The sequence below is a fragment of the Facklamia hominis CCUG 36813 genome, assembly GCF_000301035.1.
Lineage (GTDB): Bacteria > Bacillota > Bacilli > Lactobacillales > Aerococcaceae > Facklamia > Facklamia hominis.
Genome location: NZ_JH932292.1, coordinates 847,949 through 861,138, shown reverse-complemented (window position 1 = coordinate 861,138; position 13,190 = coordinate 847,949). Strand labels below are relative to the sequence as shown.

Here is a 13,190-nt window from a genome sequence, read left to right as displayed (position 1 = left end):
CTCCTTTATTCGTTAATTTGTGTTGATAAATCAATAATATCTGTATATAATAGGCCATTCTCCTCAAGTTGGAGTGCTAGCTGGAGTAGTAAATATTCTTCACCACGACCGCCCCACGCTTGAATACCGATCGGTAGACCTTGCGCCGTATGATACATCGGTAATGATATGGCTGGTTGACCTGCTAAGTTTTGTTGTTGGGTAAAAGGTGTCCACTCGAGACTGTGATTGAATACCTCCCAAATTAAACTTTGCTGTTCGCTTTTGGATAAATCATCTATATGATGGAGTCGATCAATCATCTCAGGTTGTTGATGGAATTCTTCATGAACGAAGGCTGCTCCATTGTTGGTAGGCGTTAACAGCACATCATACTCTTGGAAGAATTGTTCCATTTGAACGGCTAAATTATCCCAATACGTTAATACTCTAGAATAATCAGCGCCCGTCACGTTCTCGCCTGAACGATAGAGAGCCCAGCTCATCGGCTCCATATCATCTTGAGTCACTGTACGTTGTTGACCTTGTTCGATGCTTTCCATCATTACTTGGGTCTCCACGCCGTTAACCATATAATACGTTTCCATCGCTTTGCGTCCATCAGTAGGCAGTGGAACTTCTACCAGTTGGTGCCCAAGTTGTTTTAGTTGTTCGATAGCCTGATCAAGTGCCTCGCGTGCATCCTTTCGCAGCGTGTATCCTGCGGGGACATCGTATGTATAGGCAATTTTAAGTGGTCGATCTAGCTCGATTAAATCTTGTTGCGAAATTTTTGGACAGAAGAAAGCTGCTTCAGTCTGTTCAACTTGCAAAGCTTTTAGCATTTCCCAAGTATCACGCACGGTTCGAGTGATGGCGAAGTTAATTGATGCCCCTTGCCAGCCCCGGTATCCACCAGGTCCGACCGGCATCCGACCACGAGTGGGTTTGAGGCCAATTAATCCGGTAAAGCTAGCAGGAATCCGTATTGAACCTCCGCCGTCACTGGCCGTAACCGCTGGAACTAACCCAGCTTTTAAGGCGGCAGCCGCGCCACCACTAGAGCCTCCTGGGTTACGTTTTAAATCCATCGGATGATTCACTGCACCATTAAAATCGGAATCACTTTCGTTTTTGAAACCAAACTCAGGTGTATTGGTTCTCCCGACAACAATAAATCCTGCATCCAAAATTTGTTGGACAAAGTTATCCGTGATGGGTGCAATAAAATTCTTCATCAATCGACTGCCAGAAGTACTCGGTTGCCCCGCTTGAGTTTGACCGAGGTCTTTCAAAAGGATTGGTACCCCGTAAAATGGTGGTAATGTTTCTTTTTGAGCATCGCTCAGTGCTTCGAGCTTTGCTTGGTAAGCTTCAGCAACGTTTAAAGCATCAAACTGGATATGCGTCACTGCATTTAACAACGGATTGTACCGATTTATATTATTAAGCGCTCGTTGAACCGTATCAACGATTGAGATATTGGATTGGCGAATCTGTTGTGCAATTTGAACCGCATCTTCAGTAAACAGCATAAAATACCCCCTTCAATTTAATACAATCAATTTATTTTGTTTTTAGTATAAATTATTTGAATGGTTTTGTGTACCATGATGTATTATGTACCTAATTTGCTTACTTTGATTTTTGAGAGCTATTTAATGTATGAATACTACAAATCGGCAACAAAACATTTCAATTCGCAAACCCATATTGGTCTTTGAAACGTGATACACTACAATTGCGATTATAATGACGGTAAAAAGGTGAAATTATGAATAAAACAAAAAAATATGGTTAAGCACATCGCTGGTCGCTTTACTAGCACCCAGCGTTTTAGTAAGTGCTCAAGGTCCAACAGTGACAGCGCAACCTAAAAGCGTAGCACAAGCCAAACGATTACAAACTACCAAGCGTCAAACTAGCTATCAAGTGAAATCTGGTGATACGTTAAGCACCATTGTGAACAAACTTAAGATGGATTTACGCGTTTTAGCATACTTGAACAAAATAGGTCAAGTAAATATCTTCGAACCAACCGGGTGCTGTAATTGAAGCACATTTTGATTCGAATCAGCGCGCTGAGCGCATGATGATTTCGGCGCCAGAACAAGAGGCTGTTGAAGTAGACGTACCGGGTAACTTAATGCCACTTTACAAAGTAAAAGCACCCACTCTCGTTAAACGTACAACACCAGTAATACTAGCTGTGTATACTGAAGAAACAACGACACAAGTTGAAGTATCTATCGAAGAACCAATTATTGTTGAAGAGGTTGTACCTGAAACACCGGTTGAGACACCATCAGTGGATGGTTTACAACCACATGTCGGAGCTTATAAAGATTTAGTTGGTTCGATGTTTGGTATTACTAACTTTAGCACCTTCCGACCAGGAGATCCGGGAGATCACGGTAATGGTTTAGCTATTGATTTTATGGTTTATAGTAACGAACAGCTAGGCGATACAATTGCTGAGTATACTTTAGAATAAATGAAGAGTGGCCAAAGTAGCATTAGCTATGTAATCTGGAAACAACGTATTGCAGGGTCTTGGGCAGGTTACTAATGGGAAGATATGGAAAATCGTGGAAATATTACAGCAAACCACTTTGACCATGTTCACGTTTCATTTAATCCATAAAAATATTCGATTCTATCAAAGAAATTCAGCGTCCACTCAATCCAGAATAGAATTTTGAGGGGACTTCGTATTAATCTAACAAAGGGGCTGTATCAAAATGGACTTTTGATATAATCCCTATTTCATTTTTTGACATTTAAAAATCGAATAATGCTATGGATTATATTCCAACAAAAAAGATAGCATTTTCAATTTAGCCTACTTTAGGGATTAAATGTTAAACGGATTCATGGTATAATAAGGTCAAATTGATAATTCCAAGGAGGAACTGTAATGACGACTAAAATTGCAATTAATGGATTCGGCCGGATTGGACGGTTAGCTTTACGTCGTATTTTGGAGAAAAAATCAGATCTTGAAGTTGTAGCAATCAATGATCTTACAGATAATGAAGACCTAGCTTATCTTTTAAAATATGATTCTGCTCAAGGTCGTTTTCCTTATGAGGTAGCTGTTAAAGGAGACGCGCTAGTTGTCAATGGTAAAGAAATTAAAGCCTTCGAAGAGAAAGATGCGCGCAACTTACCTTGGGGTGAATTAGGTGTAGAATATGTTCTTGAATGTACGGGCTTTTATAATAGCGCTGAGAAAGCTCAAGCTCATATTGATGCAGGTGCTAAACGGGTACTTATCTCGGCGCCTGCTAAAGATAGCCAAACGAAAATGATCGTATATGGGGTGAATCAAGACACATTGACCAAAGATGATGTCATTATTTCGGCTGCCTCTTGTACGACGAACTGTTTAGCGCCAATGGTAAATGCACTTCATAAAGAGTTTGGAGTGAAGTCCGGTCAAATGTTAACGGTTCATGCATATACGGCTACACAAAAATTGCAAGATGCTCCTGGAGGCCGTAAGAGCCGTGCTGGAGCCTTCTCAATTATTCCGGCTTCAACAGGGGCTGCTAAGGCAATTGGAAAAGTTATTCCAGAATTAAATGGAAAGATTGATGGATCAGCAATGCGTGTGCCAACGATTACTGGTTCTATTACTGAATTGTACTCAGTTCTTGATAAAGAAGTGACCGCTGAAGAAGTGAATGCTGCTGTTAAAAAATATGCTAATGATGCTTTCGTCTATGAAGAAGATGAAATTGTTTCTGCAGATATTATTGGCTACCCTGCGGGCTCAGTTTTTGATGCTTCTTTAACGAAGGTTGTTGGTAAAGGTGACGAGCAAATTGTTATGACTGCTGCTTGGTATGATAATGAATACGGCTTTACTGCTAATATGATTTCATTATTAGAGTATTTTATTCATTTAAATTAAATTTGCAAAACGGTAATAAGGCTGTGACATGTTCGTCACAGCCTTGCCTATAATTGCTGGTGATGGAAAGTCAAGAAGCATTTTGTTAGTAGCTATTTAGGGGGAATACTATGTCCAAAAAGACAATCAAGGATCTTCAAGTTGAAGGAAAAGTCGTTTTAATGCGTGTTGATTTTAATGTTCCGATGAAGGACGGTAAAGTTCAAGACGATAATCGGATTAAGGCAGCTCTAAAGTCGATTCGGTATTTGATCGATCATCAAGCAAAAATAGTGTTATTTTCGCATCTTGGTAAGATAAAAAGTCAAGAAGATTTGCAAAATCCTGACCGTAATTTGGAGCCTGTTGCAATTCGATTAGGGGAGTTATTACACCAATCAGTCGCTTTTTGCCCAAAAACACGGGGAGAAGCGTTAGAAACAGCCATAAAAGCCTTACAAAGCGGTGATGTGTTATTGGTACAAAATACACGTTTTGAAGATCTTGATGGTAAAAAGGAATCTAAAAATGATTCAGAATTAGGGCGTTACTGGGCTTCTTTAGGCGATCTATTTGTGAATGATGCCTTCGGAACAGCACACCGTGCACATGCTTCTAATGTGGGAATAGCAAGTCATTTGGATTCTGCTGTAGGATTCTTGATGGAGGAAGAATTAGAGGGATTAGCACCAGCTATTCATGACGTTAAACACCCATATGTTGCCATTCTAGGCGGTGCAAAGGTCTCCGATAAAATTAAAGTCATTGAGAACTTACTAGATAAAGCGGATAAATTATTGATTGGTGGAGGGATGGCCTATACTTTCCTAAAGGCCCAAGGCTATGAGATTGGAAAATCAATTTGTGAAGTGGATCGCTTAGAATTAGCTAGAGAACTTTTAGAGCGGGGGGGAGATAAACTTGTCTTGCCCGTAGATCATGTAGTTGCTAGTGCTTTTGATAATGATGCCAAGACACAGATTGTCGAAATTGATGAAATTCCAGAAGATTATATGGGAATGGATATTGGTCCTAAAACGATCGATCGATTTAAAGAAGCACTTCAATCTGCCAAGACAGTCGTTTGGAATGGGCCGATGGGTGTCTTTGAAATGCCTCGATTTGAGAAGGGAACACTTGCTGTTTGTCAAATGATTGGTCAATTAGAGGATGCAACAACGATTGTAGGTGGTGGGGATTCAGCAGCAGCTGTCAAACAATTGGGTTATCAAGATGAATTCACACATATTTCAACCGGTGGTGGTGCCTCATTGACTTATTTAGAAGGACAAGATTTAGTGGCCATCTCGGCAATTCAAGATCGAGTTTAATCAAAAAGAAAGGAACTAGGATAACGATGACGCGAATACCTATAGTGGCGGCGAATTGGAAGATGCATCTAACTTTGTCGCAAGCCGAAGAATTTGTGAATACAGTTAAGAATCAAATCCCTGATGAAGAGATTGTTGAAAGTATTATTATTCCTCAAAGCTTATTTATTGACCGGGTTTTACAAGCCGCTTTTGCCAGTCCTATTTTAGTAGGTGCTCAAAATGCTTATCTAGAAGATCAAGGGGCTTTTACTGGAGAAGTGAGTCCAAAGGCATTAAGTGATATGGGGGTTAAGTATCTGGTCTTAGGACACTCAGAAAGACGTCAGCTTTTTGCTGAAAGTGATGCAATGATTCATGATAAGGTTCAAGCTGCCATAGCTAATGAATTAGTGCCTATTTTATGCTGTGGTGAGAGTTTAGAACAGTATGAAGCAGGTTTAACCAAGGACTTTGTTTGGAGTCAAGTTAAGCAAGCTTTATCAGGTGTAGAATCAGATGCTTTGAAGAAAATAGTCATTGCTTATGAACCTATTTGGGCGATTGGCACAGGTAAGACGGCTTCGAGCGAAGAAGCTAATGAGATCATTGCTAGCCTTCGTCAAAGTATTGCTAAAGAATGGGGTGCTGATATTGCGGATGCCATTCGTATCTTGTATGGTGGGTCCGTAAAACCTAATAATATTAAAGAATTTATCAATCAATCAGACATTGATGGAGCTTTAGTAGGGGGAGCCAGTCTAGATCCAGCCTCATATATTGAGTTAGTCCAAGCTGTAGCAGTTAAGTAACAATAAAGGAGTAAAATTATGTCATTTATTACAGATATTTATGCACGTGAAATCTTAGATTCGCGCGGTAACCCAACAGTGGAAGTTGAAGTCTATACAGAAAGTGGTGCTTTTGGCCGAGGTATGGTACCTTCAGGAGCTTCAACCGGTGAGCACGAGGCCGTTGAATTACGAGACGGGGACCAAGACCGCTATGAGGGAAAAGGCGTTAGCAAGGCTGTTGACCACGTGAATCATGTTTTAGCGGAAGCCTTGGTTGGTTTTGATGTTTTAGATCAACAAGGGATTGATCAAACAATGATTGAACTAGATGGAACCGCAAACAAGGGTAAATTAGGAGCTAATGCGATTTTAGGAGTTTCGATTGCAGTAGCAAGAGCGGCTGCGGATTATTTAGGATTATCACTCTATCATTATCTTGGTGGCTTTAATACTAAGGAACTCCCTGTTCCGATGATGAACATTGTCAATGGTGGTTCACATTCGGATGCACCTATTGCGTTCCAAGAATTTATGATTTTACCAGTTGGCGCAGAGAGTTTTAAAGAAGCTCTACGCTGGGGAGCTGAAATTTTTCATCAACTGAAAAAATTGTTAAAGGAAAGAGGATTAGAGACATCGGTTGGAGATGAAGGTGGCTTCGCTCCTCGATTTGAATCTACCGAAGATGGGATCGAGACGATCTTAGCAGCGATTGAACAGGCAGGCTATCAACCGGGATCCGATGTCTATTTGGGCTTTGACTGTGCGGCATCTGAATTTTTCCAAGATGGCATCTATGATTATGGACAGTTTGAAGGGGAGTCAGGAGCTAAACGTAATGCCCAGGAACAAGTAGCATATCTTGAAGAATTAGTCACTAAATACCCCATTATTACCATCGAGGATGGGATGGACGAAAATGATTGGGAAGGTTGGAAGTTACTTACGGAGCGTTTAGGCGATAAGGTACAATTGGTCGGAGATGATCTCTTTGTGACAAATACCGAGATCTTGCAAAAAGGGATCGAAAAAGGTGTGGGGAATTCGATCTTAATTAAAGTTAATCAAATCGGAACCCTAACTGAAACCTTCGATGCGATTGAAATGGCTAAACGAGCAGGATATACTGCAGTTATTTCACATCGATCCGGTGAAACTGAAGATGCAACGATAGCTGATATCGCAGTTGCTACTAATGCTGGTCAAATTAAGACAGGTTCTTTAAGTAGAACGGACCGAATTGCTAAGTATAATCAATTGCTTCGTATTGAAGATGAATTAGGAGACTTAGCCCAGTATAAGGGAAAAAAAGTATTTTATAATTTGAAAAATTTTAAATAAACGACTCCTACAAATTTCTTAAGAAGTTAAAAAGTGCCTAACAGCAAATCAAGCTGTTAGGCATTTTTGGGTTATTAATAAAGTTTATAGAAGATCTTTCAATGCTTGTTTTTGATCTTCGGTCATAGAATGAGCTTTGTTATAACGTTTTAAAAGAGCAACAATATCCATTTTAGGATATTGTTTAACGATATATTCTTCCATGGTCAGATTGGCAGCATAAGTTCTAGACAAAGCTCGGCCTGAAAAGTCGACTTTGGCCACCCGAATTAAGTTGCGTTTTAGAAGATTTCTTAAGGTTGTTTGTGTCGTTGACATAACTAATCCTGGATAATTATCAACGATTTGTTTTGCTGTAAGGGCTTGATCAGTATCCCATAATATTTGTAGTAATTCATGCTCTTTGTTGGTCAATTTTATTTTTGGCATTTCACACTCTCCTTTACAAGCTTTCGTCTTATTATATCATCTCTATTGAATTGAATATAGTGAAAACACAAAAATTTCATATAATTTTTAAAAATTAGAAAGCTAGTTGGTGAGATGATTCACGATTGTATCAATGAGTGGACTTTCCTTTATTAAGAATGTGACCAGTAATGCTTTTATTTTATTTGTCCAATAAAACAACAATGATTCTCATAATGAAAACGCGTTTCATTATAAATTGTTTCTAAATCACACGGCTTATTTGATGGAGTCGTTTTATTTCACATTTAAAGAAATTAATGTTAGGCTAAAGGTACTAAAGATGAAGGGGTGTGAAGAGTATTTTATGAAAAAGTCGTTCAAGTGGCTATTACTGGTCTTGACAATTTTTGCGATCAGCCTATTATGGCCCAATATGGTAAATTATCATCAGATAGCTACCAGCAAATCTTTGATGTTAAAAGGGTATTCCTCAATTGCAGCGGTGAGTGGCTCTTATATTTATTGGGGAAGTTTAGTGTTAGTTGTCTTGCTAGTCGTTGGTATTATTGCATGTTTCTTGATGCCTGATAAGCAAGAGGGAATTGAATTAAGAGATAATCGCGGTAAGCTAGTGGTAAGACCTAATGCGATTGTTGGTATGATTCAGGCCTTGCTGGATAATGAGGAAGCGGTTGACTATTATTCATCCAAAGTGACGGTCGAAAAGAATAAGATTAAGGTGTATGTGATTGTTAGTCTCCGACGAACTTCTGATCTATATGGTCAAGCTAATCAGTTGGCTGAACGTATCCGCTCAGAGATTCGCCAACTAATTGGACGGGATTATCCAGCCGAAGTAGAACTTGAATTTAAAGATATTTCAAATGAAGAAAATCAAAAATTTAAGACTAAATCACGAGTTCTTTAAAAGGAGGCTAGTTCATGAAAAATTGCTTTAATTATTTTTCTTACCCCTTAGTGGGAGCAGTGCTAGGATTAGTAACTGCCATCTTATTTATTACAGTTGGTTTTTTCGAAACAGTTTTCATCTATATAATGACACTCGTTGGAGCATACTTGGGTCTTCAAGCAGAAGCGAACAACTTTTTAGAGAGAATCAAAAATTTAATGAAGTAATTTATCGAGTATGAAAGGAGTGATTTTAATGACAGAAGATAAATCAATCGCTGGGAAGATAACTTTTGATGATAAGGTCATTGAAAAAATAATTGCCCGCGTTTTAGAAGAGACACCAGGGGTTATCGCAGCTAAGGGAAACTTTGTATCCGATCTTGCTCAACGTTTTTCTAATAAGGAAGTATCAACGGATGGCATTGATGTTGAAGTAGGTCAAGAACAAGTAGCTGTTGATCTTGATATTATTATCGAATATGACCAAGATGTTCCGGAGATCGCGGAAAAAATTACCCAGTTAGCTTATGATGAAATTAAGTTAGCTACAGGTCTTGATGTCATTGAAGTGAATGTGAATGTAGCGGATATTATGAGTAAGGAAGAATATGCTAAACAACAGGCAGACCCTAAAGAATAACAAGGAAATAAGGAGGAAGTAGAAATGACAGAAATAAAAAAAACAACTCAAGATGTAGTTAAAGAACAATCGGTGGATACTAAGGCTAGCGATGGAGTTCGCGGTGAATTAACTTTTCATGATAAAGTCATTGAAAAGATTGTTGCGCTTGCCTTAAAAGAGGTTCCAGGATTATTGGGCGTTTCTGGGGGATTCTTCTCGAATTTTACTGGGAAGTTAGTTAATACGGATAATTCAACCGATGGTATTGAAGTAGAAGTGGGTAAGAAGCAAGTAGCAGTTGACTTGGATGTTGTAGCGGAATTTGGCAAGGATGTTAATGAAATTTTTGAAGCGATTAAAAAGACGGTGTCTGAAAAAGTAGCCAAGATGACTGGTTTAGAAGTCGTAGAAGTGAATGTGAATGTGGTTGATGTTAAATCACGTGAACAGTATAAAGAGGAACAAGTAACAGTTCAGGATCGTGTGAGTGATGCTGCCCAATCTACGGGTCAATATGTATCTGAAAAAACCGAAGAAGCATCTGATAAGTTATCAAAAGAAGCAGATAAAATGAAAGATAAAAATACCTCACGTGTTAAATAATAGAAAAAATGAAAAAGATCCTTTCCATTCAAATTTGAGTGGAAAGGATCTTTTTATATTGCTTGGCGGTTATTAAAGATAAAATAAAAAAGCCCTATTGGGCTTACGAATATGTCCCCTGTAGGACTCGAACCTACGACCCTCTGATTAAGAGTCAGATGCTCTACCAACTAAGCTAAGGAGACGTAACATCAACAAAATATATATTACGACTTTTCATCGGATTCGTCAAGGGGGAAAACTAATTTTTTGCGGATACTTTATACTTAATATTAAAAATCCCATCTTTGTTCTAGCAACAAAGATGGGAGAAAGGGTTATTTTAAGCTTGATGGAAGGCTAATGAGCCCATTGGATCCCATGGTTCGAGAGCGATTGGATCTGCTTGATATAATTTTTGATAGGCTTCTTCAATATATTTAGCGGGGACCGTAATTTGATACATATATTCATCAAACCATGCATCTGACATGGAGTAGATGCCTTCGTCTCCAGAATCTTTGCCCCAGGAATTTTCTACTTTCCAGGTTAGTGGGGAACCATTTTTATCTAAGTCTACCCCTACGAATACCATGGCATGTGTTAATAATGAACAGCCATAATCTAAGCGTTCGGCACGGTTTAAATTAAATCCTTGACCCAGAGTGTCTTCATAGGCATACATATGTGCGTCCATAATACCGATTTTGCGTTCACTCATCTTACCGACATCACAACCAAACCATACGGGATGACCATCTTGAATGGCAGTGATAGCAGCTTTCTTAATCACTTCAATGGGTACATTTAGATATTTAATGGGTTTTGATTCTACGATAGAGCCTAAATATTTTACGGTATAAGTCTTATTGTAGGGTTTATCATCTGTAGGAGCATTAATCAAACTAATCATATGATCTAAGTCCATGGAAGTATATTTATTGAAGAATTCTTGAGGAGTAATCGCTTCAATTCGATGGAACTTGTTATCCTTATCTCGATATGCATAATCGAATTGAGTTGGGAATTCTCCTAATGCTTTTACGAGAAGGTTATAGATGAAGGATAATTGATCTTCTTTTAAGGCTTCGAGTTCTTCTTTTGAGGCTCCGGCAGCTTGTTTTTGACGAAGACGAGCAGCGAATTCTCTCAATTTGTTAGCTAAAATTTCATTTAGGCCCCTTGTATTTGAAGAGTGGAATGTCTCAGGCATAATCTCTTTCGGAACCGAACCATATTTCTTTAAGATACCTGCGAACATTTCCCATTGACCACCATCACCAATCGGATCATTTAGAAGATGGGCAATCAGTCGAGAATTAAGGGGTTGATCAGCGGTTTCAATAATTGAGGTCAAGAAGAAGTTTGACCGTTCTAATTTATCGCAGAATAAGGTATAGTTTTGTGAAAATTCAAAATTTTCAACATTTAATTGGTTCATGGTTTGAACCCGTAGAACATTCAGGGCTGAGAACATCCAGCAGCGACCTGAAGCTTTTTGGTTGGTGATTTTACCACGTTTGGTTTCGTCTGAGAAAGTAAAGGTGTGCCGACGAATGGCCTGGTTGTCGACACTGGCTTCATTAATCCCTACCCTTGCGATGGCATGCTTGCTTGCTTGATTGGCAGGGTCTTTATCGAATGCATCTTGATATTGTTTGAGCAAAGCTTGATTAATCATTAAATCCCTCCTAAAAGTTATGATCAGCTTAATGCTTATAACCTGATTGTACGCTTTTTAATAATTTAGTCAACCCTAAAAATAAAACGCTTTAAAAGATTTTAACAGGCGGTTAAATCTAAAAAATGGCAAGTAAAAAGGGTGCAATATGCCTTTAATTCTACTACAATGAAAGTAGCACATTACATTAGAAAGGATTTACTATGAAAAAAGGATTAAAGTGGGTATTTTTATTAGCTCTGATTGGATTTGTTGCGGCTTGTGATACGCAAACGGTGAAGGAAAAGAAGCCAGAAATTATTGAATTAGAGAAGAAAATTGAAGAGGGTAAAATATTTGATCAAATTCAACCAATGTTACAAACCTTCAATGAAAATAATTACTATCAATATGAAGGAAGTTTAGTGGTTGATAATGGAACCGAACAATTAACTAAGGATTACCAGGGGCAAGAAAATTATCAAGAAGGGAAATTGAATTCATATTATATTCAAACCCAAGTCAAAGAAGGTAATCAATCGACTCAGTTTGACTTCTATGGTCAGAAAGATAAGGGCTATATACGTTCCGATGGAACAAATTGGCAGACTAGTGATGGAGAACGCTTACCGGATTTGTTGGTGAGTTATTTGAACTTAATGGTTGAAGGTGAAGATCAGTTGGATTTAAGCCAAGAGGGTCAGGTAAAAAAAGAAATAACGGATAAGGACCAACTTAGGTTACTACCAAGTCACTTTGATTGGCCGATTGCTGTAGAAGAAGGCTCGATTGATTCAGTAAGCTTTACGATGAATTATGATCCAAAAAGTTTTCAAATTAAAAAGTTCGAACTGCAAGCTCAAGTGGACACAGGGGGAAGCTCCTACCAATTGAATCAGATTGTTCAAATAAAGAAGGCGCAAGTCGATGCGATACCGTTGGATGTGGACCTCAATAGCCAATTACAAGAGTCAGTTATTGATTCAGATAGTCTCTTAGAAGCTTTTAAAAAGGCAAATTTAAGTAAGGTCTATTATACTTATGGCATAAATTTTTACCATCAAATGGATGAAAGCTTGGATGAAGCAATGGTTTATGTCAATTATTTAGCTTCGGATAATTTACTTTTGGCTTATGGCGAAGTAAAGGACAAAAAGGTAGAAGACTTGCGATTATATACTAAAGATCTGATGGATGATCGATTTGGCAAGGATTTAACTGCTTTTAGTCAAAAAAATTACTACGATTATTTTGTCAATTATTTTATTGAGCATTTTGATGATTTTAAAAAAGTTGATGAAAAAGAGGACCAATCAGAAGAAGATCGACCAAGTTATTATAGTTATCGTTATTTTGTAGAAGATAACTTGGAGGATATCAATCAGATTGGTGAGGGACTTGATCTATCATTTCTTGAGAAGCCTTCACCTGCCATCTATGGTTTGGATTTGATGATTGATAAAGTCAGTGGAAAGCTTGTTTCAGTGATTTTTTGGTCCGCTACCGGTCAAGAAGAACAAGTTCAGACACTTTATGGAATTCATTTCTCACAATTTAACGCTTTTAACCCCAATAATTTAGTGATAAAGGGTGCAAAAGCGGATCAGTCTGTTAGTGAAGAAGCGGAAGTTACTTCCTCCGACGCCGTTGAGTAATAGACATCCGTGAAAAAATGGGGGGATTA

13 protein-coding genes and 1 tRNA gene are annotated in these 13,190 nt (G+C 38.5%); 10 read left to right on the top strand and 4 right to left on the bottom strand.

The features are described from left to right. Positions 1-5: 5 nt before the first annotated feature. Positions 6-1,514: an amidase gene (locus tag HMPREF9706_RS03895; RefSeq protein ID WP_006908083.1), complete on the bottom strand. Its 1,509-nt coding sequence runs from the start codon at positions 1,512-1,514 to the stop codon at positions 6-8. 557 nt (positions 1,515-2,071) lie between these two features. Here HMPREF9706_RS03895 and HMPREF9706_RS03890 point away from each other — a divergent pair. The 5 genes from HMPREF9706_RS03890 (at position 2,072) to eno (ending at position 7,319) form a co-directional block, all read left to right on the top strand. Continuing rightward, the gene (locus tag HMPREF9706_RS03890; protein ID WP_006908082.1) at positions 2,072-2,473 is read left to right on the top strand and encodes a hypothetical protein; all 402 of its coding nucleotides are present in this window, start codon (positions 2,072-2,074) and stop codon (positions 2,471-2,473) included. Between the two features lie 423 nt (positions 2,474-2,896). Continuing rightward, positions 2,897-3,895, top strand: coding sequence for a type I glyceraldehyde-3-phosphate dehydrogenase (gap, locus tag HMPREF9706_RS03885; protein WP_006908081.1), 999 nt, complete (start codon positions 2,897-2,899; stop codon positions 3,893-3,895). Between the two features lie 110 nt (positions 3,896-4,005). Beyond that, on the top strand, positions 4,006-5,205 hold the full coding sequence (locus HMPREF9706_RS03880) for a phosphoglycerate kinase (protein ID WP_006908079.1): 1,200 nt from the start codon (positions 4,006-4,008) through the stop codon (positions 5,203-5,205). Between the two features lie 26 nt (positions 5,206-5,231). After that, positions 5,232-5,996 (top strand): triose-phosphate isomerase, encoded by a 765-nt coding sequence (gene tpiA, locus HMPREF9706_RS03875; protein ID WP_006908077.1) that lies wholly within the window; start codon positions 5,232-5,234, stop codon positions 5,994-5,996. 18 nt (positions 5,997-6,014) lie between these two features. Beyond that, the gene (gene eno / locus HMPREF9706_RS03870) at positions 6,015-7,319 is read left to right on the top strand and encodes a phosphopyruvate hydratase (RefSeq protein ID WP_006908076.1); all 1,305 of its coding nucleotides are present in this window, start codon (positions 6,015-6,017) and stop codon (positions 7,317-7,319) included. 84 nt (positions 7,320-7,403) lie between these two features. Here eno and HMPREF9706_RS03865 read toward each other — a convergent pair whose 3' ends face one another. Further along, complete coding sequence (locus tag HMPREF9706_RS03865) at positions 7,404-7,748, bottom strand: BlaI/MecI/CopY family transcriptional regulator (protein ID WP_006908075.1); 345 nt, start codon at positions 7,746-7,748, stop codon at positions 7,404-7,406. A 346-nt stretch (positions 7,749-8,094) separates the two neighbouring features. Here HMPREF9706_RS03865 and amaP point away from each other — a divergent pair, with 346 nt between their 5' ends. The 4 genes from amaP to HMPREF9706_RS03845 are packed head-to-tail and all read left to right on the top strand — an operon-like array spanning position 8,095 to position 9,867. After that, on the top strand, positions 8,095-8,658 hold the full coding sequence (amaP, locus tag HMPREF9706_RS03860; RefSeq protein WP_231285832.1) for an alkaline shock response membrane anchor protein AmaP: 564 nt from the start codon (positions 8,095-8,097) through the stop codon (positions 8,656-8,658). A gap of 14 nt (positions 8,659-8,672) precedes the next feature. Next, positions 8,673-8,867 carry a DUF2273 domain-containing protein gene (locus HMPREF9706_RS03855; RefSeq protein WP_006908073.1) on the top strand — a complete coding sequence of 65 codons (195 nt, stop codon included), beginning with the start codon at positions 8,673-8,675 and terminating at the stop codon, positions 8,865-8,867. A gap of 28 nt (positions 8,868-8,895) precedes the next feature. Next, entirely contained in the window at positions 8,896-9,282 is a 387-nt protein-coding gene (locus tag HMPREF9706_RS03850; RefSeq protein ID WP_006908072.1) for an Asp23/Gls24 family envelope stress response protein, read from the top strand. A gap of 24 nt (positions 9,283-9,306) precedes the next feature. Continuing rightward, positions 9,307-9,867 carry an Asp23/Gls24 family envelope stress response protein gene (locus HMPREF9706_RS03845; protein WP_006908071.1) on the top strand — a complete coding sequence of 187 codons (561 nt, stop codon included), beginning with the start codon at positions 9,307-9,309 and terminating at the stop codon, positions 9,865-9,867. A 112-nt stretch (positions 9,868-9,979) separates the two neighbouring features. Here HMPREF9706_RS03845 and HMPREF9706_RS03840 read toward each other — a convergent pair. Together HMPREF9706_RS03840 and HMPREF9706_RS03835 are read right to left on the bottom strand one after the other, a co-directional pair. Next, a tRNA-Lys gene (locus HMPREF9706_RS03840) sits at positions 9,980-10,052 on the bottom strand. A 137-nt stretch (positions 10,053-10,189) separates the two neighbouring features. Then, positions 10,190-11,527, bottom strand: coding sequence for a C1 family peptidase (locus HMPREF9706_RS03835; RefSeq protein WP_006908070.1), 1,338 nt, complete (start codon positions 11,525-11,527; stop codon positions 10,190-10,192). Between the two features lie 203 nt (positions 11,528-11,730). On the opposite strand from HMPREF9706_RS03835, the gene HMPREF9706_RS03830 reads away from it, so the two are divergent. Further along, positions 11,731-13,161 (top strand): hypothetical protein, encoded by a 1,431-nt coding sequence (locus tag HMPREF9706_RS03830; protein WP_006908069.1) that lies wholly within the window; start codon positions 11,731-11,733, stop codon positions 13,159-13,161. The last annotated feature ends 29 nt before the right edge of the window (positions 13,162-13,190 follow it).